Here is a 20,805-nt window from a genome sequence, read left to right as displayed (position 1 = left end):
TCAAAGTTCTTAGTTCTTAGTTTTGAGTTCTTAGTTCGAGGAGCCAGTTTTCAGTACCACCAGTTCCGGGCCTTCCCAGCGAACCATTCCGGATTCCACTTGTACTCGAAGCCACTGACTTATTTCTTCGTCCATTCCTGGGAACTCGGCCATTACATCATTCCATTCCCGTGTAGCAGCCTTTAAATAATCCAAGAGTACTGTTTCGTCCAGATCCTCCGATTTCAGACAAAGGTCGCATTTTCCGCAAGGTTCGGTTTCTTTTTCCCCGAAGTAGGAGAGAAGGAGTTGATTTCTACATCCTTCTTGGCTTTCTAGATAATCGATCATTGATCCAATGCGTTCTTCCTTCCGCTTTCTCAGTTCCGAAAGCGCCTTTCGATTCCAAGGCAAATGTCGGGTGTCTTGCCGTGGGATCATCATCCAAAGACGGTCTGCTTCGGGTCGCCCCTTGTATTCCCATCGCTGCTCCTTGTTGCCTATCTCGAGCTCTTTGCGGATGGCAGCCGTGCTTACACCGAGCCGAGCGGCCATGCGATTCTCGTCGATATGCGACCCCTCTTCGGTGATTCCCGGATGACTCCTAAGCAGTAGTTGAATGAGACGGTCGACCGGGCTATTCTTCAACCTGGTTTCATAAAGGGATCGGTGATCAACGGTGATCCGCAAAAAGGATCGCTCCTTGTATCCATCACTCAAATGCCAGAACCCGTCTTTCTCAAGCAGGTCTATGGTCTGATATACCCCGTACAAATCGAAGTCGTAGTGTTTCGAGAACTCTTTTAAGTCAATATCGTAGCTCTGGTCTGCACCGCTGCCAATGGGCAAGTGCAAGTAGTTCATCAGCGCTTCGTAATGCCGATGCACCTCTCTTTCGGTCACCAACCGCTCTACATATCGCTCGTGAAGCTCTTGGCCGTCACGTTGGTCGTACAAGACATACGATACGGCTTCATTGCCATCACGTCCTGCTCGACCGGCTTCTTGAAAGTAGCTTTCGATACAGTCCGCAGGCTCCCAGTGTAGCACCCAACGAACGTCGGGTTTATCGATGCCCATTCCAAAGGCATTCGTTGCCACGATCACACGCGTATCGTTTCGCGTCCATGAATCTTGCCTCGATTGCTTCTCCATTGCGTCCAGTCCTGCATGGTAGTACGTTGCAGGAATTCCGCGACGTTGTAGGAATGAAGCGATTTCCTGCGTTTTTCTTCGATTGCGGACATAGATGACTCCGGCGCCCGAATGTTTTTTCAAGAGAGCCGTGACAGCTCCGTATTTATCTCTGGTAGGCCAAACCCTATATGCGAGGTTTGGACGTCCGAAACTCTTGCGTATGACGTGGGGTGATTTGAAATCGAGCTGTTCTTGAATATCGTCAACGACTTCTGGTGTCGCGGATGCCGTAAGGGCCAAAACGGGTATGTTGGGTAGAGCATCGCGCACTTCACGGATCAATCGATACGACGGCCTGAAATCATACCCCCATTCACTAATACAATGCGCTTCGTCTACGGCGATCATAGTGATCTTCATTTGAGGCAAGCGCATTCTGACTATTTCGGTCCGAAGCCGCTCGGGAGACAGGTATAAAAAAGGTACGGCGCCCGACATGCAATTTTCGAGAGCAATATCGACCTGTCTTGCATCGAGCTCCGAGGTGAGTGCCACAGCGCGGATGCCTCGGTCATTCAAATTTTTCACCTGATCATTCATCAGTGCAATGAGTGGACTGATGACCAGGGTCATTCCGCTCCTCGTAAGGGTCGGCACTTGAAAGCAAAGTGATTTTCCCCCGCCCGTAGGCATAAGGGCAAGGGTGTCGCGACCGCTTAGAACGGATTCGATAATAGCGCCTTGTGGCTCCCGGAAATTTGGATAACCCCAATACTCTTGGAGGACTTCCTGCGGTGACTTTTGATTACTCGGCATGACTCAGCGAACATAAGAAATCCTGGGGCAAAACTATTTGTGCACGGCACAAGTAGATTCGCTTACAGCGTGTATATCTTGCCTTGGCAAGGAAAATTCTGGCTTTGCCGGAGGAAAAAAGTATTTTTCCAAGAGATGCGTGCGGCGATACGCTGGTGCTTAGGTCTTAGTGTTGAGCTCTTAGTTTGCTCTAGGTTCTGGACTTTCAACACGCTATTCTTAAAACTCCGTTAAGCATTGAGAATTTCATCAATACTTGATCCCCAGACTCTTATAAATGAACGCGATCAACCAAGCAGGCCCTATTAACAAGAACTGCACTTCCTTGAAAAAGCTGGGTTTGGCACCTTCGATCTTATGGCCGATGAATTGCCCGATCCAAGCCAATACGAATACGATCAACGATACTTGCCAAACCGCCATTTCGACGTTAAGATTGAGCCACTTGATCACGTACAGGCAAAAAGACGAAAACGCAGCAACCCCCAAAAACATAGCGGTACTGAGGCGAAGGTAAAAAATGAGCCCGACCAGCACGAGGGCAGTACCCCAATGAACATAGGGTTGAAACGGCTCCGCCACGAGCGATGTTAATCGTGCCGAAGGCAATCCGGAAAGCAACCCCAAGATACTCCAGAAAATCAGAGGAACACAAATCCAATGAATCAGTTTGTTGGTCGAATTTTGATGGCTCATACTGTATTCGTCGAGCCATTGTTGCATGCTTCTCATGGTGCGATGTATTGGTTATTCTTCCTTTCGGAAGGAAGCGTGAGTCGGTTCACGGCTATAGCCGTTAAGGTGGCGGTCAACGCGCTCACGAAGGCGACCAGTATGAATGGGTGTACCGAGCCGAGTCCGAGGACTTCTGCTAAAAGGTCGCTGAGTAGATCGTTCGGTGGGAATATCAGGAACATTCCGACGAGTGCCAAAGCGGAGGCGCCGAAATAGTGGGAAAAATGTAATCGCCGCCGAGGTAATAATCCGGCCAAGGCCGAAAAGGTGAAAAGCAGGGCGGTACCTTCCAGTCCGAATGCGAATCCGAAGAAGATGAGCGAAAGTAAAAAGGATACGACTGGATTATTCATATTACTGGAAATCAATTTTTTGTGCCCATTTTTTTTCTTGAGGTGCCCTGATGGGTTCCACCTTGAAATAGCGGCCGTTATACCAATCATCGACTTGGTCGCTGTAGTGTGGATGCTCCGGTCGGCCAACTTGACCACCCGCGATCGCGAAATCCGCTTTAGGGCCATTGGGAGTTAGTTCAATGACGGTTCTCATGGCCGGACCGTGAGTTCCCGGTTCATGGGTCGATACGTTGACGGTTCTACTACTACCTTTTCCGGCTAATGTGTCGTAATTAAATGCCGGTATTCGCGCAATGTGCCTCAAGGTGATCTTGTGATAATCGCCCCAACGCCAATCATTAGGTTCCTTGGAGTTGAATCGATCGATCATATCGAGCAATACTTTTTGCCAAAGTGCCTTGGCGATAGGGGCCATGTAAATAGGTCCATCAACACCTGGGATCGTGTCGCTCTGACTGATCATAACGAAGAGGTTCTCGGACCGAGGTCTGAAATCGAAATCTCCAACCAGAATCCGGCTTATGGTATCATGCAATGCCCACTTGTAGTGGTTGTAGGCCGTAGCGGCTTGACTCTTCTCGTCTGTTTTGCCGTCCCAGTTTCGCAGTACTTTCATCATGTCGTTCGGGGCGTATTTATGAATGTGCTCCTTTAGAAGAGCCCATTCGCCATCGATGACATCGTATTGCATTTCCATAAGGTAGCTGCGATCGATCTTTTCGCGAGCTTCCATCATTTCGCCAATTCGCCTTCCTCTTGCCGTCGGTGTAAACAGAGTATTCAAATAGGGGGTGAGGGAATCCGCTACTTGGTGTTGATTGGCACTGTGATTCCAGCCTTTTTCGGGATTAAGAACATACAGTGTTCGTCCCATGTGACGAAACTCTTGTCGGTCCGATTTCCTCTGAGCTTCAATAATACCTCGAGTTGGCGTTGTATGGAAAGCTCCATAGCCGGAAGTAACCATGCCAATATCACCGTTTTTATCGGCCAAAACGAAGTTTTGAGGCGGGTGACTAAAGTCCTGAAGGGCTTCATAGGCCTCGTTGATGTTCTTGGCTGAAATGAGACCGCGAAGTGCGCGCATCTCGTTCATGTTGAAGTCACTGGCTACCCAGTTGGTAGCCAAGAACTCGCCCTCGATGGTGTCGGTCGGGCCAAAATACGTGTCGTAGTAAGTTACCTCGAGATCATTTTCACCTTTTACGGGAATCGTGACCGTACGAGGTTCGAGGGGCTCCCATTCGCCATCGAGCTTGTACTCGCCTTTGTCATTGGTTTCGAGGTGATAAAAGTCCGTGAGATCCCATGTAGCGCTGGTCATGCCCCAAGCTACGTCTTTAGTGAATCCGGAAACGATAAAGGGCCCCCCCGGTACGCTCAATCCGTGCACGACCCGATCTCCAATGACTTGGTGAACTTCATACCACGTACCCGGAAGATCTAATGCCAAGTGCGTGTCATTGCAGAGGAATGCATTTCCTGTTGTAGACTTTTCCGCTGAAATTGCCCAGTTGTTACTCCCGAGATCTTTGGTGATATTATCCGTGACCTGGGCATTGGGGAAGTCGCTTGTTGGGAGGTATACCAGAGGTTTGGCTCCGGCATTTGCTCCGAGATCTGCAGAGTGGCTTGTTAAAGATTCATCCGACGCTAAAGCTAATCTTCCCGAGATCTCGGGATAAATTGGGTAGTTATACTCAGATGCCCAAGGGTAATAGATATCAATAAGACTATCGGGCAGATGGTTTTTCAAAGCACTGAATTTGAGGTCATCTTCTCGGTAATCGAGCACCTTGTCCATATACCGTACGAGCATAATCGGGGTGTGGGGCTCCATCGCCTTCGGCTCGAATCCAAGTAATTGGTATTCCACCGGACGTTGAGAAGGCTTCAGGGTCTCGAGGTAATCGTTGAACCCTTGTGCATAAGCTTCGAATTGGAGCTTCATGTTTGGATCGGTCTCGGCCAAAGATTCAAACTGTGCTTTTGCCTTAGCTTCAAAATCAAACTTGAGCCACCATCGATCACTCGGAATTGCGGCAGGTCCTGCAACTTCGGCCAGGCGACCGCGAACCGTGCGGCGCAACATTTCTACTTGAAAGAGGCGGTCCTTGGCATGGGTGAACCCCATTCCATAGGCCATGGCAAACTCATTGAGTGCAAAAACGTGTGCCACTCCGCGTTCATCGTACCGCAAATAGAGGTTTGGATAGGGCGAGTCTGAAATGGCGATATCCTCATCTGAATGCTCAATTTGTAGGGGAGACGAAGGATACAGCAAGAATTGCTGAAGTGGCGGTAATCCGCTCCACGGGAAGTTCAATACTCCGATCCAGAGGATCAATACAATGAACCAAGACCATCTGCGCATAAATCTATCATTAAGGGTTTGCCAGCGCTCCCGGGGCGTACCACTGATTCAGATCGACCGTCCAGTCGTAATCCTTGTAGTTCCAGTTTTTGGTTTCGGAAGCTTCTAGGCCACCGAATTTCTGCAAAATTTTCGTGATTCCCTTAGGTCCGCCGAAATCGGCCCTGAACCAAAGGAAGAGTTTGGGCACTTCAAGCGACGATCCGCTTTGATCGATTTCTCTCTTGAGGTAGTTAAAGGTGGCCATATTCAATTGAGCGTGGAGTCGATCGCTCCGGTAGAAAGCAACGGGCGGACAACTAGCAGCGTCGCAGTTGAGAGCAAAGTGGATACGCCAATCGAGCCGCTCTACAGAAAAATCTTTTGTCACTGGGGTATGGTTGATCTTGTTGAGGTATCCTAGAGTGTACAATCCCTTGTTCTTGCGGAGGATGCCGTGCTCGATGTCGTTGAAGCTCATGGTGTACCCGGCGACGATCTTGTTGCGGCTTTTGAAGAAAGCGGCGCGGTCGGTGTAAAGCGATGTATCGGATCGAAGTTCAATTTGAGCGAAGGCGTTATACACGTTGATCCAAAATGCCAGGCGTTCCGCATCGGTATTGAGCTGTGTTCGGAGGTCTTGAGGGTTGAGTTCGGCGAGTTCTTTTGAAAGGGCAGAGGTGTTCATCTGGCCGTAGGCCGACATTAGAATTTCCTGGCTGAGAAGTTCCGCTTTAGAAAGACTTTCTGAGTTCGAGGGAGTTAGCTCGACCGTACGATCGCTGCCACAGCTCGTGAGAATGAGTAAGGAAGGAAGTAGGAGGAGGGCGATCTTTCGGAGCATGCGGGCGTTTAGTATATTAGAACTATGAAGAACGCGGAATTCTATAAATCACTGCGCGAGAAGCTGAATGAGCAAACAGAGTGGCCGACAGTGTATCTATTCAAATTTATCATACCTGCGGATAATCAGAAAATGGCACAAGTGAATGAACTGTTCGATGGGTCGGCGCAAATAACGACGCGGGCATCGAATAAAGGTAATTATTTGAGCATCAGCGCCAAGGAGGTGATGATGAATGCGGAGTCCATAATCATCAAGTACAAAAAGGCGGCGGAGATCGAGGGAATCATATCCTTGTAGTCCGAGGACTACAGAATGTTCACGCTATGCGCGAAGATATTCGCTCAAGGAGCGAGTACATTCTGCTTCGCAAAGGAAAGGATTGCATTATGAGTTTTTAGTTTGCTTTACGCTCTAGGCTCTATGCTTTAGACTTTAAACTAACGGCCCACTGCCCAAAAGAAAAAGCCCGCATTTCTGCAGGCTTTGTTCGTTGCAATATATCTTTCGTTTTTACGGATTAACTGCTTTAGCGACGTCTTTAGGCACTCCATCCTTGTGAACCACGAAGCTCAAGGTTTTTAAGGCGTACGTATTCTTCGCTGAAGTACAGGTAGCCGTCGAATCCGTACTTAGTACCCCAAGAGTTCTTAACGATGTAGAACTTGTTTCCTTCTTGATCCGCAGCGATACCAGTGATCTGCATACCGTGGTCATCGGTGGTTTGGTAGTTGTCGTACTCGAGCTGGCGGATCTCCGGAGTTACCTCAAGCTGTGGGTGAGGCCCGTTGAAGATGTCGGCTTTTTCCTCGTCGCTAAGGTCTTTCCAGTCGCGATCCGGGATAACGGCAACTCCATTTTTAACACTGAATCCTTTTTCAGAAACATCGGCTGTCCAGCTGATGGTGAAACCTTCGTTGATGGCATTATCGATCGTGGCCATCATTTCGTCGAGTTCTACGTTGTAGACTGGAGCCCAAAGCCAGTTGTCCGGAACCTGGATCATCACTTCTTCGTGCATCGGGTGATGCAAGAACGATGTGAACTGCACGTAGTCGTCGGGATCGATCCCGATGACTTCATCGGTAAAACTGTGCGGCGTGTAGGTTTTTCCGTTCCACTCGAATTCTTCGGGGTCAGTGCCCAAGTACGCGTCTAAAGTAGCGTCAAAGCTTTTGCGCCACACCGGACTCAATCGACGTTTTTGTTCTTGATCACGGCGTCGACGATCCCTTTTAATGCGGTTTCCATTTCACTGTGCTTGTTGCGGTCGAATCCGATCTCCAGGCCTTCGTAATTCGTTTGCGGAACGGCTCTGTAGTATTTGATCACATGCAAGGCGTCGAGTAATGCACCACCCTGGCCAAAGTTCAAATGGCCGTGCAAACGCACGTACTTATCGGCCTTGTTCTCATAGGTCTTGCGAACCGTATACATTTCGGCGATATCGACGGGCTCTTTTCCCATGCGGATCATTTCTGACTCGATGAACGAAGTGGTGCAGTAGCTCCAGCAAGTACCTGAGCTTCCTTGATCCTTGATCTCCGTGGCATCGAGATTTACAACAGTTTCGAACACATAGCCTTCTTCACCGCCATTGTCCTTCACCTTGTTGATGAGTTCATCCTGCGCCTGCACGGTTGCGAATCCGCCCGCAAGGGCGAGGAGAAATAACGTTTTCTTCATTTTAAGTACTGATTCTGTTTAAGTGGCCGAAAGTTACGAAATGAAGCGAAATTCCCCCTCAACGACATGCTATCAAGCGTTTCCTATGAGTTCCCCTTCATTGCGAAAGACCAATTCGCCTTTTTCTTCGTCAATGAGGATGCTGCTGTCCGAAGTTACCGTTCCCTTGAGTATTTCATGGGAAAGCTGGTTCAGGATATCGCGCTGCAGAACCCGCTTTACCGGTCGGGCACCGAACTGAGGGTCAAAGCCTCTCGCGGCGATCAGCTTGACGGCATCGTCCGTTGCGTCGATGGTGACGTCGTTGGCTTTAAGGCGCTTTTGAACGTCTTTGATTTGGATGCGTACGATGCTTTCGATATCCTTTTGACTGAGCGGTGTAAAGACCACCGTTTCGTCGATACGGTTCAGGAATTCGGGACGTATACTTTTGCGGAGTAGTTCGAGCACTTGAGTTCGCGTTTTCTCGAGCACCTCGTACTGATTTCCCGCATTCATGCCTTCGTAATTCTCTTGTATGATACTCGAACCCAAATTGGAGGTCATAATGATGATCGCGTTCTTGAAGTCCGCTACGCGCCCCTTATTGTCGGTCAAGCGTCCGTCGTCCAATACCTGAAGCAGGATATTGAATGTATCTGGGTGAGCTTTCTCTATCTCGTCGAGCAATATCACGCTGTAGGGCTTACGGCGCACGGCCTCAGTGAGTTGCCCGCCCTCGTCGTAACCTACGTAACCCGGAGGTGCTCCGATGAGCCTACTCACGCTGTGGCGCTCTTGATATTCGCTCATATCGAGTCGCGTCATGGCGTTTTCGTTGTCGAACAGATATTCGGCCAGCGCTCGGGCGAGCTCTGTTTTACCGACACCCGTAGTTCCCAGGAACAGGAACGATCCTATGGGTTTACGAGCATCCTGCAATCCGGCTCTATTGCGCCTTACGGCGTCGGCCACGACTTGAATGGCCTCGTGTTGACCAACGACGCGTTCGTGAAGCTCATCTTCGAGATTCAAGAGCTTTTCGCGCTCACTTTGCAACATTTTCCGGACCGGGATACCGGTCCAACGACTTACCACGTCCGCGATATCCTCGCTGTCCACTTCCTCCTTGATCAGGCTCTTGCCGGTTTGCATTTCGCCTAACTGCGTTTCGAATTGCTTCAATCGCTCCTCAGCTTCTTTGACCTTGCCGTACCTGATCTCGGCGACCTTCCCGAAATCGCCAGACCGCTCTGCGCGATCCGCCTCTAGCTTCAACCGTTCGAGGTCTTCCTTGGCCAGCTGAATTCCCTCAACGACCTCTTTCTCTTGCTCCCATTGAGCGTTCAAACCAGCGCGCTCTTCTTTTAAGTTGGCTAATTCCTCTCCCAGAAAAGCTAGCTTCTTTTCGTCCTTTTCACGTTTAATGGCTTCGATCTCGATCTCGATCTGCATGATCTTTCGGTCGAGAACATCGATCTCTTCGGGTTTCGAGTTGATCTCCATGCGCAACTTCGAAGCGGCCTCGTCGATAAGGTCAATGGCCTTGTCGGGTAAGAATCGATCCGTAATATAACGCTGGCTCAACTCCACGGCCGAAATGATCGCCGCATCCTGAATACGAACCTTGTGGTGTGTCTCGTATTTCTCCTTGATCCCGCGCAAGATAGAAATCGCCGAATCGGTGTCCGGCTCATTGACCATGACCTTTTGGAAACGGCGTTCCAGGGCTTTGTCTTTCTCAAAGTACTTTTGGTACTCATTTAGGGTTGTAGCGCCTACGGCGCGAAGCTCTCCTCGGGCAAGCGCCGGTTTCAGTATGTTCGCGGCGTCCATAGCTCCTTCGCCGCCTCCGGCACCTACCAAGGTGTGGATCTCATCAATGAAAAGCAATATGTCTCCGTCGCTTTCGGTCACTTCTTTGACCACGCTTTTCAAACGTTCCTCGAATTCCCCCTTGTATTTAGCCCCGGCGACCAAAGCTCCCATGTCAAGCGAGAAGAGTTGTTTGTTTTTCAAATTCTCCGGCACATCGCCATTGACGATCCGGTGAGCCATTCCCTCGGCAATGGCCGTTTTACCGACTCCCGGCTCCCCAATGAGGATTGGGTTGTTCTTGGTTCGGCGCGATAATATCTGCAGCACACGACGAATTTCTTCATCGCGGCCAATCACGGGATCCAGCTTGCCGTCCTTGGCGAGCTGATTCAAGTTCTTGGCGTATTTATTCAACGCATTATAGATATCTTCCGCACTTTGCGAAGTTGCCGTTGAACCCTTCCGCAAGTCCTTTATGGCTGCTTTAAGTCCTTTTTCATCTACTCCGGCATCCTTGAGCATTTGGGCTACTTGATCCTTAGTTGCCAGTATGCCTAAGAGCAAGTGCTCCAAGGTCACGTATTCGTCCCCGAAATCTTTGGGGTAGTTCGATGCCTTGGTTAGCACTTCCTGTGCGTTGCGCGATAGTTGAATTTGTCCGCCCTCGACCACTGCAAGCGATTGCAGAATTCGATCCGCAGCTTGTTCAACTGATGCCACGGATACATTGAGTTTCTTCAGTAAAAAGGGTACTACATGCTCGTCTGCGGCCATCATGCCCTTGAACAAGTGTACCACTTCGATACTCGGATGACTTTCGGCGGTGGCCAATTGTTGGGCTTTTCCGATCGCTTCTTGAGCTTTTATGGTGAATTGATTGAGGTTCATCTCTGAATTATTTTAAGTGGGTGATTATCGATGTCCGATGCGCGTACATCAAAATAGGAACCACGATTCTCGGGCGGAAAACCCGGCAGAAAAAATCATGGAAAAATGCCTTTATGGCTTAAAAACAGAGATTTAGCTGACTAAATGACCTTTTTGATCAGTCGAAGCTTGTGGGTGTGAGTTCGCACTTCCGCGTTGAAGATCCCTTGTTGATTGAGTCTATCGACACGAACTTGGCCGCTGGCGTGAATAATGCGGTTCTCTTCTAGAATAATACCCACATGAGTAATTACACCTTCGGCATTGTCAAAAAAAGCGAGATCGCCTGGTTCGGTTTCTTCGATGAAGCTCAACACTTCTCCCTGGGTCGCTTGCTGACTGGCATCGCGATACAGTCGAAAGCCATTCATCTTGTACACCAATTGGGTAAATCCCGAACAGTCGATGCCAAACGGACTTCTTCCGCCCCACAAATACGGCGCACGGAGATACATGAACGCATTTTCTACCAACTGTTCTTTTGGGGAATCGGTGGAACTTATTGCGCCTTCGTATCGGTATCGCTCACCTGCCAAGGTCAGTCTGCCGTCTTGGTAATCGGGCAGAGTGGACCCCATAACGATAGGCATCATGCGGTTCGATTCTTCATGGATGACGACATCCACGAGGTCCGTGGTTACGATATTCGGGTGTTCGTTGAGTTGGCTGTACTCTTCCTCGGAAATGTCGCGAGATTGCTTGGCGTCGATCCAGCCTTCGTAACGATCGAAAGCGGTTTCAATGCGGACCCACTTCTTGGTCTCGCGTAAAATACGGTAGGTTTCACCGAAAAGGAGCTGCGTAACTTGCTCGCTCGTGTCGGAGGCCTCCCGTCGGACGGGAACGATGCTCAATGGACAAATTCCGTACTTCATTTTCAGCACCGCTAAGTACGGCAAAATTTTGAAGACCTTTTCCTGTATCTTAGCGTTAACTACTGGTATGAACTACTCGCGTATCATTATTGTCGCTTCGGTTTTGAGCTTGCTCGTCGCATGCACTAAAACGCAAGAAAAAGCCCCTGAGATTCTCAAGCTCGACGATCTCTATCTCGATATTACCCTCGAGTGGAGTATCACCACGCCCAATTACGTGTACCTTGTCGTTGCCGAAGAGGAGTGGGGTGATTTCGCACCGGTCGAGCTGAACGATATCGATATTTACTACAATGGGGAGTATCAAGATTCACCCTTTATTTACGAATGCGATTGCCCATCAAAAAGCAAGTTCGCCTACCGATTCAATTTTGATCCGACCGATACGGCTCGTATTGACCTCGTTCAAGATCAAGATACCTTGACCCAGATCTTTCCGGTTCAGAACTGGGAACCCATCGACTTCAGGGACGATCTGGATAGCCTTTACATGTTGGCCGATTTCCGCTTGAGTTGGTCGGGGAAAGGGGTTCAGATCGCCGATGATTCAGTTCGTGTGTTAATGACAACCCCGAGTCCGGATACTACAGATATACAGATGATTACGGAGCTTTATCGAAAGCATTGGTATAGCCAAAACGAAATAACCCGCCACTGGGGTGACGGGTATCTTTCGCTTTTTCAAATCAATCGGTTTACATCCATTCCGATGCCGGAACCGACATCAAAAGGAGGTAAGGCGCGGATGGTGTTCGAATCGCGCCGAATCGTTAAATACTTTCGATGACCATGGCGCTAGCACCACCACCCCCGTTGCAAATTCCGGCAGCTCCGTAACGAGTGTTGTTTTGCTTGAGTACGTTGATCAGAGTAACGATGATGCGAGAACCGGAGTTACCGAGTGGGTGCCCCAATGATACAGCACCACCATTGACGTTCACACGCTCAGGATCCAAGCTCAATTCTTTGATGTTGGCCAATCCTACGACTGAAAACGCCTCATTCAATTCGAAATAATCGATGTCGCCTTGCTGCAAGCCTGATTTGCCGATAGCAATTGGTAGGGCTTTCGCCGGAGCGGTTGTGAACCACTCGGGAGCTTGCGCTGCGTCGGCGTAGCTTATGATCTTAGCAATGGGCTTAAGTCCTAGTTCCACTGCCTTATCGGCGCTCATCAAGACCAAAGCAGAAGCTCCGTCGTTCAATGTTGAGGCGTTGGCCGCGGTCACGGTTCCTTCTCGATCAAATACCGGACGAAGATTGGGGATCTTATCCATGATCACGTTCTTGTACTCTTCGTCTTCGCTCATGATGATAGGATCGCCTTTGCGCTGTGGGATCTCCACCGGAACTACTTCCTCTGAGAATCGACCTTCGCTCCAAGCCCGGGCACTGCGGTTGTAGCTCTCTATGGCGAAGGCATCTTGCTCTTCACGGCTGTACTCGCCCTCGCAAGCACATAGCTCCGCGCAGTTCCCCATGTGTTGGTTGTTGTATACGTCCATGAGTCCATCGCGCAACAATCCGTCGACCAATTTTTGATCGCCCAATTTTTGCCCGCTTCGGCCCGATCCGAGGTAATGCGGCACTTGCGACATGTTCTCCATGCCTCCAACGACCACGATGTCGTTATCGCCCGCCTTGATCGCCTGAGCACCGAGCATAATGGCTTTCATTCCCGATGAACACACCTTGTTCACCGTTGTGCATGGAACGCTCTCGGGCACGCCTGCAAATATGGCTGCCTGACGCGCAGGTGCTTGACCTACGTTGGCTTGAAGCACGTTGCCCATAAAGACTTCCTGAACCTGATCGGCCGAAACTCCGGCTTTGTTCAAGGCTCCTCTTATGGCAGTGGCACCCAGCTGTGGGGCTGCGATTCCGCTCAATGATCCCATGAAACTGCCCATGGGTGTACGAACGGCGGAAACTATAACGACTTCTTTCATATTCAATTCTTTCTTTTGGTAGTATTCGTTGCACAAAGGTAACCAATTACATAGGAAAAGGTGCACGCGATTTGTCGTACGTTTGTATTCATGAGTAAGGGTTTATCCGTTCTTCGAGACAACCATCAGGAGATATACAAAGGCCTCCTTTTCGTGATAGCCATCGGGCTCATTGTATACCTATTTCCCAAAGAAGGTAAATTCAAATACGAATTCCAGAAAGGGAAACCCTGGCTGCACGAGAACCTCATTGCGCCTTTCGATTTCGCCATTGAAAAATCCGCTGAAAAGATCGAGGACGAACGCGAACTGATCACCAGTCAAAAAGAAGTTTTTTTCACCCTGCGGGTGGATGTGCAAGCCGAGGCCGTCTCCGATTTCCGCGGTAGACTCCGAGCTCAATTGGAACAGCGGTCCGACTCATCCACCGCGGTGAGGGATCCGTACCTCGTAGATCTCGGTGACAGCATCCTATCATCACTGTACAGTCAAGGCATCGTTCGCTGGCCAGAAGCTCTGGATCCCAACGATTGGCCCGAAGTTAGTTTGTTGGTTGGAGGTGTTGCGCAAGATGTTCGGCCGAGCGACTGGCTTACCATTCGCGCAGCAGCTGCAGAAATAGACCGCCTTTTAGGATCTTCTGAGCTTAATACGGAATGGAGGAACCTCCTCGAATCGGCCCTGCTCGAACGCCTCGAACACAATGTTGTGTACGACGAGGAGACCACCATGAAGGTGCTCGAAAGTGAGCTCGACAATATTTCGCTCACCAGGGGTATGGTGCAGCGAGGACAAAGCATCATTCTCCGGGGAGAGGTGGTCGACGAAGATCGTTTTCAGAAACTGAGCTCACTCAAGAATCAGTACGAAGCCAATATTTGGGCCAAGAGTAATTACTACCTCATCGTGGCCGGACAAGTCATTCTAGTGAGCGTGGTACTGCTGGTGCTGTTCTTGTTTTTGCAACGGTTTAGGCCAATGATCCGGGCCGATAACAATCAAATCGGCTTTATTCTGTTCAATATTGTGCTCATGATCCTCATGGGTGCCTTGTTGATCCGGCTCGCTCCAGAGTATCTGTACTTGGCGCCCTTCTGTATACTGCCCATCATGCTGCGGGCCTTCTTCGACGGACGTGTTGCCATTTTCACCCATTTGGTCACTGTGATCATCATCGGATTCGTGGCACCAAACCCGTACGAATTCGTTCTGCTGCAGCTGATCGCCGGAATCGTTTCGATCTTGACCGTGACGAACCTTTATCAACGGGTTCAACTCTTCATTTCGGCGGCTAAAATCACCGGGATATACTTCATCAGCTATTTTGCTCTGGCCATATTGCAAGAGGGGAGTTTAAGTAATTTAGAGGCTATGTACTTCGCTCTTTTCGCGGGGTCGGGATTCCTTACCCTTTTTGCCAATCCGCTCATCTACGCTTTTGAAAAAGCCTTTGGGCTGGTCAGTGACATTTCGCTTCTCGAACTTTCCGACACCAACAACAAGCTATTGCGCGAGTTAGCCGAAAAAGCACCCGGAACATTTCAGCACTCCCTTCAGGTCGCCAACTTGTCGGAAAGCGCCGTCAGTGAGATCAACGGCAATACCTTGCTCGTGCGCACCGGAGCCCTCTATCACGATATCGGGAAAATGAAGAACCCCTTGTTTTTCATCGAGAACCAAGCGGCGGGAATGAATCCTCACGACGACTTGCCGTTCGACGATAGCGCGCGCATCATCATCGAGCACGTATCGCAGGGAATTGAACTGGCCAAGAAGAACAACTTGCCCGATCGCATAATCGACTTCATTCGCACCCATCACGGAACTTCTACGGTTCAGTACTTCTATCGACAGTACGTAAAAAGCTTCCCCGAAAAAGAGGTCGACGCCGCGGAATTCAGTTATCCGGGTCCGTTGCCTTTCTCGAAAGAAACTGCGGTGCTCATGATGGCCGATAGTGTTGAGGCGGCTTCGAGGAGTTTAAAACAACCTATGGCAGAATCCATCGATAAATTGGTCAACAACATCATTGACCATCAAATGGAGGAGGGGCAATTCGCGCAAGCGGATATCACCTTGAAAGAGATCAATGTGGTGCGTAAGGTGTTGAAAAAGAAGCTGCTGAACATCTATCATCTGCGCATAGAGTATCCCGAATAAGGATCATTCTTTCGGTTGCAGCCATTTGCGGAGCGCTTCACCCAGTAGGTTGTACGCCGTTACGGTCAAAAAGATAGCCAGTCCCGGAAATACCACGAGCCACCAAGCTTCGAAGTTCATTCGACCCGAGTTCAACATACTTCCCCAGGTCACTGTTTCGACCGGAACTCCGATCCCGAGGAACGATAAGCCACTTTCGATCAGAATGGCTGATGCTATTCCAAAAGCCATGTTCACCCAAACGGGCGCTAGTGCGTTGGGCAGCACATGCATAAACAGCACCCGACCGGATTGAGATCCGGTCGCTTCGGCCGCGGTAACGAACTCCAGACTTCGGATCCGGAGTACTTCGGCTCGCGTATAACGCGTGATGTGGGTCCAACTCGTAAGCCCGATGATCACCATCACGAGCCAAATACTGCGCGATGTTATCGACGCCACGGTAATAATGATCAACAGGCGCGGCAACGAGGTCAGTATCTCGGTTAACCGCGTAATTGCGCTATCGAGGGGTACCGATACGGTTTTGCGCCTCGCGGCGCGATGCAGCCCGACGAGGTACGCTGCACCTGAGGGTACGGCAATGAATACGAGTGCGTCTGCCAGCAGATTTACTGAGTTATGCGTAGCGTAGAACCACCCAACGGGAATGAATGCCATAAAGACCCAAAATGATATGCGGGGCACACGCCACCTGCGATCACCCCAATAGCCAGAGATCCCTCCCAACAGAACTCCAATGAGTGCTGCGATGCCCATGGCGATCCACCCAATACTGAGCGATATCCGCGCCCCGTGAATGATTCCGGCCGCAACGTCGCGTCCAACTCGATCAGTTCCCAAGAGGTGTCCGTTAGTTCCGGGCGGAACGAGGCTCGACTTGGACGCATCGAGTTGATCGGGGGCAAACAGGATCAAGGGCATGGTGATGCGGTCCCAATCTTGAGCATGCCAATCGAATCTCTGATAGTGAACGATTTGGGTTCCGGAAGGGGTTTCGATAGTATGCGTGCCGCCATTTCCAAAGTACACCGCCCAAGCGGGGTGGTAGGTATGGTTTTGGTATTTGACGGTAAGCGGTAGGTCATTTGCTATTAGGGGAGCCAATAGTGCGGCCATCAGTAGGATGCCGAGAACGCCGATCGATATTTTACCCGAATTAGCGGTCATACCGTATTCTTGGATCGGCCCACGCGTACAGGAGATCCGAAGTGATGTACCCGACAACGGTCAGGAGTCCGCCCAACGTAAAGATCGCAACGATGACCGGATAGTCGTAATTCATGATGGCCCTATAGGCTTCCCAGCCGATGCCCGGTAATGAGAAAATAGTTTCTATGATGACGCTTCCACCAACCGTGATAGGGAATACTTGGCCAATGACCGTAATGAGGGGAATAAGTGCATTGCGCAGGCTGTGTTTCCACAGAACTTTTCGCTCGCTGAGACCTTTGGCTCGAGCCGTAGTGATGTAGTCTTTTTGTTGTTCTTCGGCCAAACCGCTACGCGTGATCCTGCTGAGGTAAGCCAAGGATCCGTAGGTGAAGGTGACAAAAGGCAGCACGAGGTGGGGTAGCCAGTGTTGTAGTTTTCGACCAAGCGACCAGTCGTGGTCGAAGGTAACGGGATTCTGGATACCCGCTTCCGGAAACCAGTACAGGACATCTGGGTTTGAGAAGGTGTAAAGCAACAGGGTACCTACGAAGAATGTAGGCAGGGAATACATCATGAACATTACCAGAGCCGAATAGCGGTCGAAGTGGCCATCGGGCCGCGAGGCCCCAAATACCCCAATGGGGATGCTGATCGCGAAAGCCAGAAGCAGGGAGCTCACGGTGAGGAGAAAACTCAGGCGCAGTTTGGGCCAGAGTTTGGTGCCTACCGCTTCACCGTCGAAGTAGCTATATCCGAAGTCGCCGCGAATGGCGTTGCGGAGCCAGTGGTGGAATTGATTATTGAGGCCGTGAAAATGAGGTCGGGGGAGTGGAAAGTCCGTTTCGGTGGCCGACATGGAGTAGTAAAATAGCGGCTTATCGAGTCCGAGCCGCTGACGCCACTGCTCCTTAAGCTGTTCGGTTCGTTGTTGGTTTGCGCTGCCCGAGCCGTCGTCGCTGAATTGCATGAGTCGCTCAACCGGATCGCCCGGGGCTTCAATGCTGATCCAAAAGCTGAAGAGGGCAATGGCTAGCAAGGTGGGCACCATCCAGAGCAGTCGTCGGATCGTATAATTCAGCATGTTTTACTCAGTAGTTTCGGGCGTTGAGGCTGCGGTAAAGCCCGGATCGAGCCGGAATTCATTGACCATGACGCCGGGCCGCTCGCTGTACAGGTTGCGGTTTTGGAATTTCTTGTGGATAGCGACCTTTCGGCGCGTCGAATACAAGAATACATACGGTTGGTATTCGTAGACCTCGGCCTGTAGAGCTTTCATGAGGTCATCGCGCTTCGCTTTATCCAAGGTTGAGTTGTACGTGACTATCAGCGAATCGCTATAAGCGTTTCCGAATCCGCAGAAATTGGCTCCTTTGTTTTTCCAACTGTCCGTATGCCACAGCTGTAAGGGATCGGTATATGCTGCACTTTCGCTCCATGCTCCCATGAGTGCATCGAAATCTTGCCCGTACGCTTTTTGGTAGAACGCCGAGAAATCCATGCTGTTTAGCTTGCATTCAACGCCGATAGAGGCGAGTGATTCCTGAATGAGAAGGCACGCATCTTCCGTAGTCTGGTTTCCGCTCATCAAATTAAGCTCTAAAGAGAAGGGAGTCACCTTTCCATCGATCGTTTTATCGCGGAGGCCGTCTCCGTCTGTATCGATCCATCCGGCCTCCGTCAACAATACCGAGGCTTTGTTTAGATCGTACTCGATGAAGTCGAGGGTATCGTTGTACTCGTCTTTTTTGAGTTCGCTAACCATGGAGACTTGCTCGGTGCCGCCCTTTCCGTGAAGAAGATCATCGATGATCGAACGTACGGGAGTGGCGTGTGCCATGGCTCGGCGGACACGCTGATCCGTAAAGAACGGGGTGCGCTTTTCGGTATCCGGGCGGGAGTTTAGCCCCATATATCCGTAAGAGAATTGATTTATAAAGGCGCTTTCGTAGTTGGCGTTGAAGTCTTCGGTTTCACGCAAGCGTAGGAGTTCATCGGTTCCGAGTCGGTTGCTCACATCGATCTGCCGGTTCCGAAAGGCCAGCATGGTCGCATTGTCGTCCTTGATGATGCGAAACACGATTTTAGAGGGGTAGTTGTCGTAATAGATTCCCGACTGGTCATCGCCCCACCAATGGTGTTTGCGCTCTAGGGTTATGTATTGGCCTTTTTCCCACTCGGTGATTTGGTAGGGGCCTAGGCCATTGATTTTGAGGGGGTCGTACTGGTTGGCCGGTGCGTTGAATCGCTCGAAGTAAGCATTGACCTCGTCGGTGCGTTCAAAAGTGTCGTTCAGGATCGCGTCAAATGGGATATCGTCGAAGATTCCGGTTGAATCCCACCGAGATTTCTGAATCAAGTTCGCTTCGATAAGGATTTGATTGTTGCCGGCGTGTTGTTCGTTGCACAGGAGGTGGAATTTATTTGGGTCGGTTGGATGGGGTTCAAAGCCCTTAATAACGCTCGAGTAGAGCGGTCGTATCGCTTGATTGTTGGAAAGAGGGCATAGGTTCATTTTCAGGGTGAACTCTACATCGTCCCTGGTAACACGAGTTCCGTCGTCCCAGGTCACATCCTCCCGAAGGGAGTAAAGGTACTTTTGACCATCGTCGGAGGAAGGCAGTTCTTTGACCAACAAGGGCTGAAGATCGAAAGTTTTGAGATTGATCTTGAGCAGTGGTCGGTGGGTATACATGTAGATGTGCGAACGCAAGGTACTGAAGTCGTTCACCGGGTGTAGGCCATTGGGCTCATAGCTCGTGTGGATCAATACGGAGAAATCTTCCTGAGCTTCATTGCGTTGAGTGTCCTCCACACAACTCATAAGCAAAGAGGAAAGGGCAAAAAGGAGTAAAATGCGCTTCATGACGGACGTTTTACGGGTAAAGCGAATATAGCAAATAGAAGATGGAAAAAGCGAAATGCGCTCTTTGTCAGAAAAGATGATTTCTTTAAATTTGCCGTCCGTTTGTCACAAAACGGAAACAGCCAAGGTGAGGTGGGTGAGTGGCTGAAACCACCAGTTTGCTAAACTGGCGTGCGGATTAAACCGTACCGGGGGTTCGAATCCCCCTCTCACCGCAAGAGAAAAAGCCTGCATGGAAATGCAGGCTTTTTCTCTTTTCTGGCAACTCGTGCTTGCACGGTGTGGCAAGAAAAGAGAAAACATAATCGCGAAGCGATCAGGCTTTTTGTCTCGCTCGTTCCCCCATCCGGGATCACCACTAGGTAATCCCAAGTATTTAATTCTGAACCCAGACGACCTGACAGTTGATCGGGGTGTTTCCCGAGCCACTAGGGACCATGGTGTAGTTGAGGGTGATGGTATGATCACCGGAGTCCTCTGTAAAAGTTGCGATTCCTTCAATATCCATAAGTCCTGAACTAGTGGTTACAGAGTGCTCAGGCACCAGAATTTCTTGGGTGGCGCAAAGGACTTGGCCAACCACTAAGGCATTCCCCCAGGCAGGGAAATTAAACCAGATCTCGAGCTCAGTCGGAGACTGGACCACGGTTCCTGCATACGGATTATTAGCAGAGCAGTTATCATTTACGGTGTACCCTCCAAGCATGGCTGAGATACAAGAAGCATCGTTGTTTTGGACATTGACGTAAATGGTCTTGGTGCTCTGAGTTGGTTCATACAATTCCGAAGACTGTGCTGCTCCGGTTACTTCCAGTTCATATATACCTTCTTCCGCCTCGATGTTTGAATTTACTTCAATCAGAATATCGGCGAATTGATGTGGTTCGCTAGTCACCGTGCCGTTTACGGGAATAGATGTAGGCCCTAAAATGCGGACGTTTGAATTAGATCTGGATACAGTGAACTTGCCAATTAAATTTGCAGGTAGAGTGTTGGTGGTGAATGATATCGGAGTAGGGCCGTCTGAAGTGTAAGTACCTTCGAGAATTCCTTCTTGCCCGATGGATACGTACGGGGTGTCGTTTCCAAAGTCCATTTGAAGACTTCCCCGTTATGAGACCGTTCTAAACTATCAAATTCGATTCAATTTGTTGTACAGATTTACTCTGTTTG

At 50.0% G+C, this 20,805-nt stretch carries 15 protein-coding genes, 1 tRNA gene and 1 pseudogene; 4 read left to right on the top strand and 13 right to left on the bottom strand.

The window, feature by feature from the left end; genetic code table 11:
• Nucleotides 1-30: 30 nt before the first annotated feature.
• The 5 genes from J4F31_05075 to J4F31_05055 form a co-directional block, all read right to left on the bottom strand.
• A complete protein-coding gene (locus J4F31_05075; protein ID MCE2495935.1) occupies nucleotides 31-1,932 on the bottom strand; it encodes a RecQ family ATP-dependent DNA helicase in 1,902 nt (633 codons plus the stop codon).
• A 249-nt stretch (nucleotides 1,933-2,181) separates the two neighbouring features.
• Nucleotides 2,182-2,664 (bottom strand): DUF962 domain-containing protein, encoded by a 483-nt coding sequence (locus J4F31_05070; protein MCE2495934.1) that lies wholly within the window; start codon nucleotides 2,662-2,664, stop codon nucleotides 2,182-2,184.
• Nucleotides 2,661-3,020 carry a hypothetical protein gene (locus J4F31_05065; protein ID MCE2495933.1) on the bottom strand — a complete coding sequence of 120 codons (360 nt, stop codon included), beginning with the start codon at nucleotides 3,018-3,020 and terminating at the stop codon, nucleotides 2,661-2,663. The genes J4F31_05070 and J4F31_05065 overlap by 4 nt, the downstream gene beginning before the upstream one ends.
• A 1-nt stretch (nucleotide 3,021) precedes the next feature.
• Entirely contained in the window at nucleotides 3,022-5,397 is a 2,376-nt protein-coding gene (locus J4F31_05060; protein ID MCE2495932.1) for a penicillin acylase family protein, read from the bottom strand.
• A gap of 10 nt (nucleotides 5,398-5,407) precedes the next feature.
• A complete protein-coding gene (locus J4F31_05055; protein MCE2495931.1) occupies nucleotides 5,408-6,220 on the bottom strand; it encodes a DUF547 domain-containing protein in 813 nt (270 codons plus the stop codon).
• A 24-nt stretch (nucleotides 6,221-6,244) separates the two neighbouring features.
• Here J4F31_05055 and J4F31_05050 point away from each other — a divergent pair, with 24 nt between their 5' ends.
• On the top strand, nucleotides 6,245-6,520 hold the full coding sequence (locus tag J4F31_05050; protein MCE2495930.1) for a DUF493 family protein: 276 nt from the start codon (nucleotides 6,245-6,247) through the stop codon (nucleotides 6,518-6,520).
• Nucleotides 6,521-6,733: 213 nt separating this feature from the next.
• On the opposite strand, the pseudogene J4F31_05045 reads toward J4F31_05050, so the two are convergent.
• From J4F31_05045 to J4F31_05035, 3 genes and pseudogenes are all read right to left on the bottom strand, one after another.
• Nucleotides 6,734-7,906 (bottom strand): annotated as a pseudogene (locus tag J4F31_05045) (aminopeptidase).
• A 72-nt stretch (nucleotides 7,907-7,978) separates the two neighbouring features.
• Nucleotides 7,979-10,591, bottom strand: a complete 2,613-nt coding sequence (gene clpB, locus J4F31_05040) for an ATP-dependent chaperone ClpB (protein ID MCE2495929.1) — start codon at nucleotides 10,589-10,591, stop codon at nucleotides 7,979-7,981.
• Between the two features lie 140 nt (nucleotides 10,592-10,731).
• The gene (locus J4F31_05035) at nucleotides 10,732-11,505 is read right to left on the bottom strand and encodes a C40 family peptidase (GenBank protein ID MCE2495928.1); all 774 of its coding nucleotides are present in this window, start codon (nucleotides 11,503-11,505) and stop codon (nucleotides 10,732-10,734) included.
• Between the two features lie 67 nt (nucleotides 11,506-11,572).
• On the opposite strand from J4F31_05035, the gene J4F31_05030 reads away from it, so the two are divergent.
• Nucleotides 11,573-12,292 (top strand): hypothetical protein, encoded by a 720-nt coding sequence (locus tag J4F31_05030; GenBank protein ID MCE2495927.1) that lies wholly within the window; start codon nucleotides 11,573-11,575, stop codon nucleotides 12,290-12,292.
• Here the strand turns inward: J4F31_05030 and J4F31_05025 are convergent.
• Nucleotides 12,276-13,454: an acetyl-CoA C-acyltransferase gene (locus J4F31_05025; protein ID MCE2495926.1), complete on the bottom strand. Its 1,179-nt coding sequence runs from the start codon at nucleotides 13,452-13,454 to the stop codon at nucleotides 12,276-12,278. The two genes, J4F31_05030 and J4F31_05025, sit on opposite strands and share 17 nt — an antisense overlap.
• A 90-nt stretch (nucleotides 13,455-13,544) precedes the next feature.
• On the opposite strand from J4F31_05025, the gene J4F31_05020 reads away from it, so the two are divergent.
• The gene (locus J4F31_05020; GenBank protein ID MCE2495925.1) at nucleotides 13,545-15,614 is read left to right on the top strand and encodes an HDIG domain-containing protein; all 2,070 of its coding nucleotides are present in this window, start codon (nucleotides 13,545-13,547) and stop codon (nucleotides 15,612-15,614) included.
• A 3-nt stretch (nucleotides 15,615-15,617) separates the two neighbouring features.
• On the opposite strand, the gene J4F31_05015 is transcribed toward J4F31_05020, so the two are convergent.
• From J4F31_05015 to J4F31_05005, 3 genes are read right to left on the bottom strand one after another with little or no spacing between them, the layout of a single operon-like run.
• Complete coding sequence (locus J4F31_05015) at nucleotides 15,618-16,784, bottom strand: ABC transporter permease (protein ID MCE2495924.1); 1,167 nt, start codon at nucleotides 16,782-16,784, stop codon at nucleotides 15,618-15,620.
• On the bottom strand, nucleotides 16,774-17,850 hold the full coding sequence (locus tag J4F31_05010; GenBank protein ID MCE2495923.1) for an ABC transporter permease: 1,077 nt from the start codon (nucleotides 17,848-17,850) through the stop codon (nucleotides 16,774-16,776). The genes J4F31_05015 and J4F31_05010 overlap by 11 nt, the downstream gene beginning before the upstream one ends.
• Nucleotides 17,851-17,853: 3 nt before the next feature.
• Nucleotides 17,854-19,632: a hypothetical protein gene (locus tag J4F31_05005; protein ID MCE2495922.1), complete on the bottom strand. Its 1,779-nt coding sequence runs from the start codon at nucleotides 19,630-19,632 to the stop codon at nucleotides 17,854-17,856.
• A 126-nt stretch (nucleotides 19,633-19,758) separates the two neighbouring features.
• Between J4F31_05005 and J4F31_05000 the strand changes: the two genes are divergently transcribed.
• Nucleotides 19,759-19,847: transfer RNA gene (locus tag J4F31_05000), tRNA-Ser, on the top strand.
• 161 nt (nucleotides 19,848-20,008) lie between these two features.
• Here the strand turns inward: J4F31_05000 and J4F31_04995 are convergent.
• Nucleotides 20,009-20,728, bottom strand: a complete 720-nt coding sequence (locus J4F31_04995; protein ID MCE2495921.1) for a hypothetical protein — start codon at nucleotides 20,726-20,728, stop codon at nucleotides 20,009-20,011.
• Nucleotides 20,729-20,805 lie beyond the last annotated feature (77 nt).

The sequence above is a fragment of the Flavobacteriales bacterium genome (assembly GCA_021296215.1).
Classification (GTDB): domain Bacteria; phylum Bacteroidota; class Bacteroidia; order Flavobacteriales; family ECT2AJA-044; genus ECT2AJA-044.
The sequence above is the reverse complement of the archived record's forward strand: the minus strand, read 5'-3'. Positions and strand labels throughout refer to the sequence as shown.

Coding starts and splice junctions, on each gene's coding strand:
- J4F31_05075 (MCE2495935.1), bottom strand. CDS start 1,932: ATGCCGAGTAATCAAAAGTCACCGCAGGAAGTCCTCCAAGAGTATTGG.
- J4F31_05070 (MCE2495934.1), bottom strand. CDS start 2,664: ATGAGAAGCATGCAACAATGGCTCGACGAATACAGTATGAGCCATCAA.
- J4F31_05065 (MCE2495933.1), bottom strand. CDS start 3,020: ATGAATAATCCAGTCGTATCCTTTTTACTTTCGCTCATCTTCTTCGGA.
- J4F31_05060 (MCE2495932.1), bottom strand. CDS start 5,397: ATGCGCAGATGGTCTTGGTTCATTGTATTGATCCTCTGGATCGGAGTA.
- J4F31_05055 (MCE2495931.1), bottom strand. CDS start 6,220: ATGCTCCGAAAGATCGCCCTCCTCCTACTTCCTTCCTTACTCATTCTC.
- J4F31_05050 (MCE2495930.1), top strand. CDS start 6,245: ATGAAGAACGCGGAATTCTATAAATCACTGCGCGAGAAGCTGAATGAG.
- clpB (MCE2495929.1), bottom strand. CDS start 10,591: ATGAACCTCAATCAATTCACCATAAAAGCTCAAGAAGCGATCGGAAAA.
- J4F31_05035 (MCE2495928.1), bottom strand. CDS start 11,505: ATGAAGTACGGAATTTGTCCATTGAGCATCGTTCCCGTCCGACGGGAG.
- J4F31_05030 (MCE2495927.1), top strand. CDS start 11,573: ATGAACTACTCGCGTATCATTATTGTCGCTTCGGTTTTGAGCTTGCTC.
- J4F31_05025 (MCE2495926.1), bottom strand. CDS start 13,454: ATGAAAGAAGTCGTTATAGTTTCCGCCGTTCGTACACCCATGGGCAGT.
- J4F31_05020 (MCE2495925.1), top strand. CDS start 13,545: ATGAGTAAGGGTTTATCCGTTCTTCGAGACAACCATCAGGAGATATAC.
- J4F31_05015 (MCE2495924.1), bottom strand. CDS start 16,784: ATGACCGCTAATTCGGGTAAAATATCGATCGGCGTTCTCGGCATCCTA.
- J4F31_05010 (MCE2495923.1), bottom strand. CDS start 17,850: ATGCTGAATTATACGATCCGACGACTGCTCTGGATGGTGCCCACCTTG.
- J4F31_05005 (MCE2495922.1), bottom strand. CDS start 19,632: ATGAAGCGCATTTTACTCCTTTTTGCCCTTTCCTCTTTGCTTATGAGT.
- J4F31_04995 (MCE2495921.1), bottom strand. CDS start 20,728: ATGGACTTTGGAAACGACACCCCGTACGTATCCATCGGGCAAGAAGGA.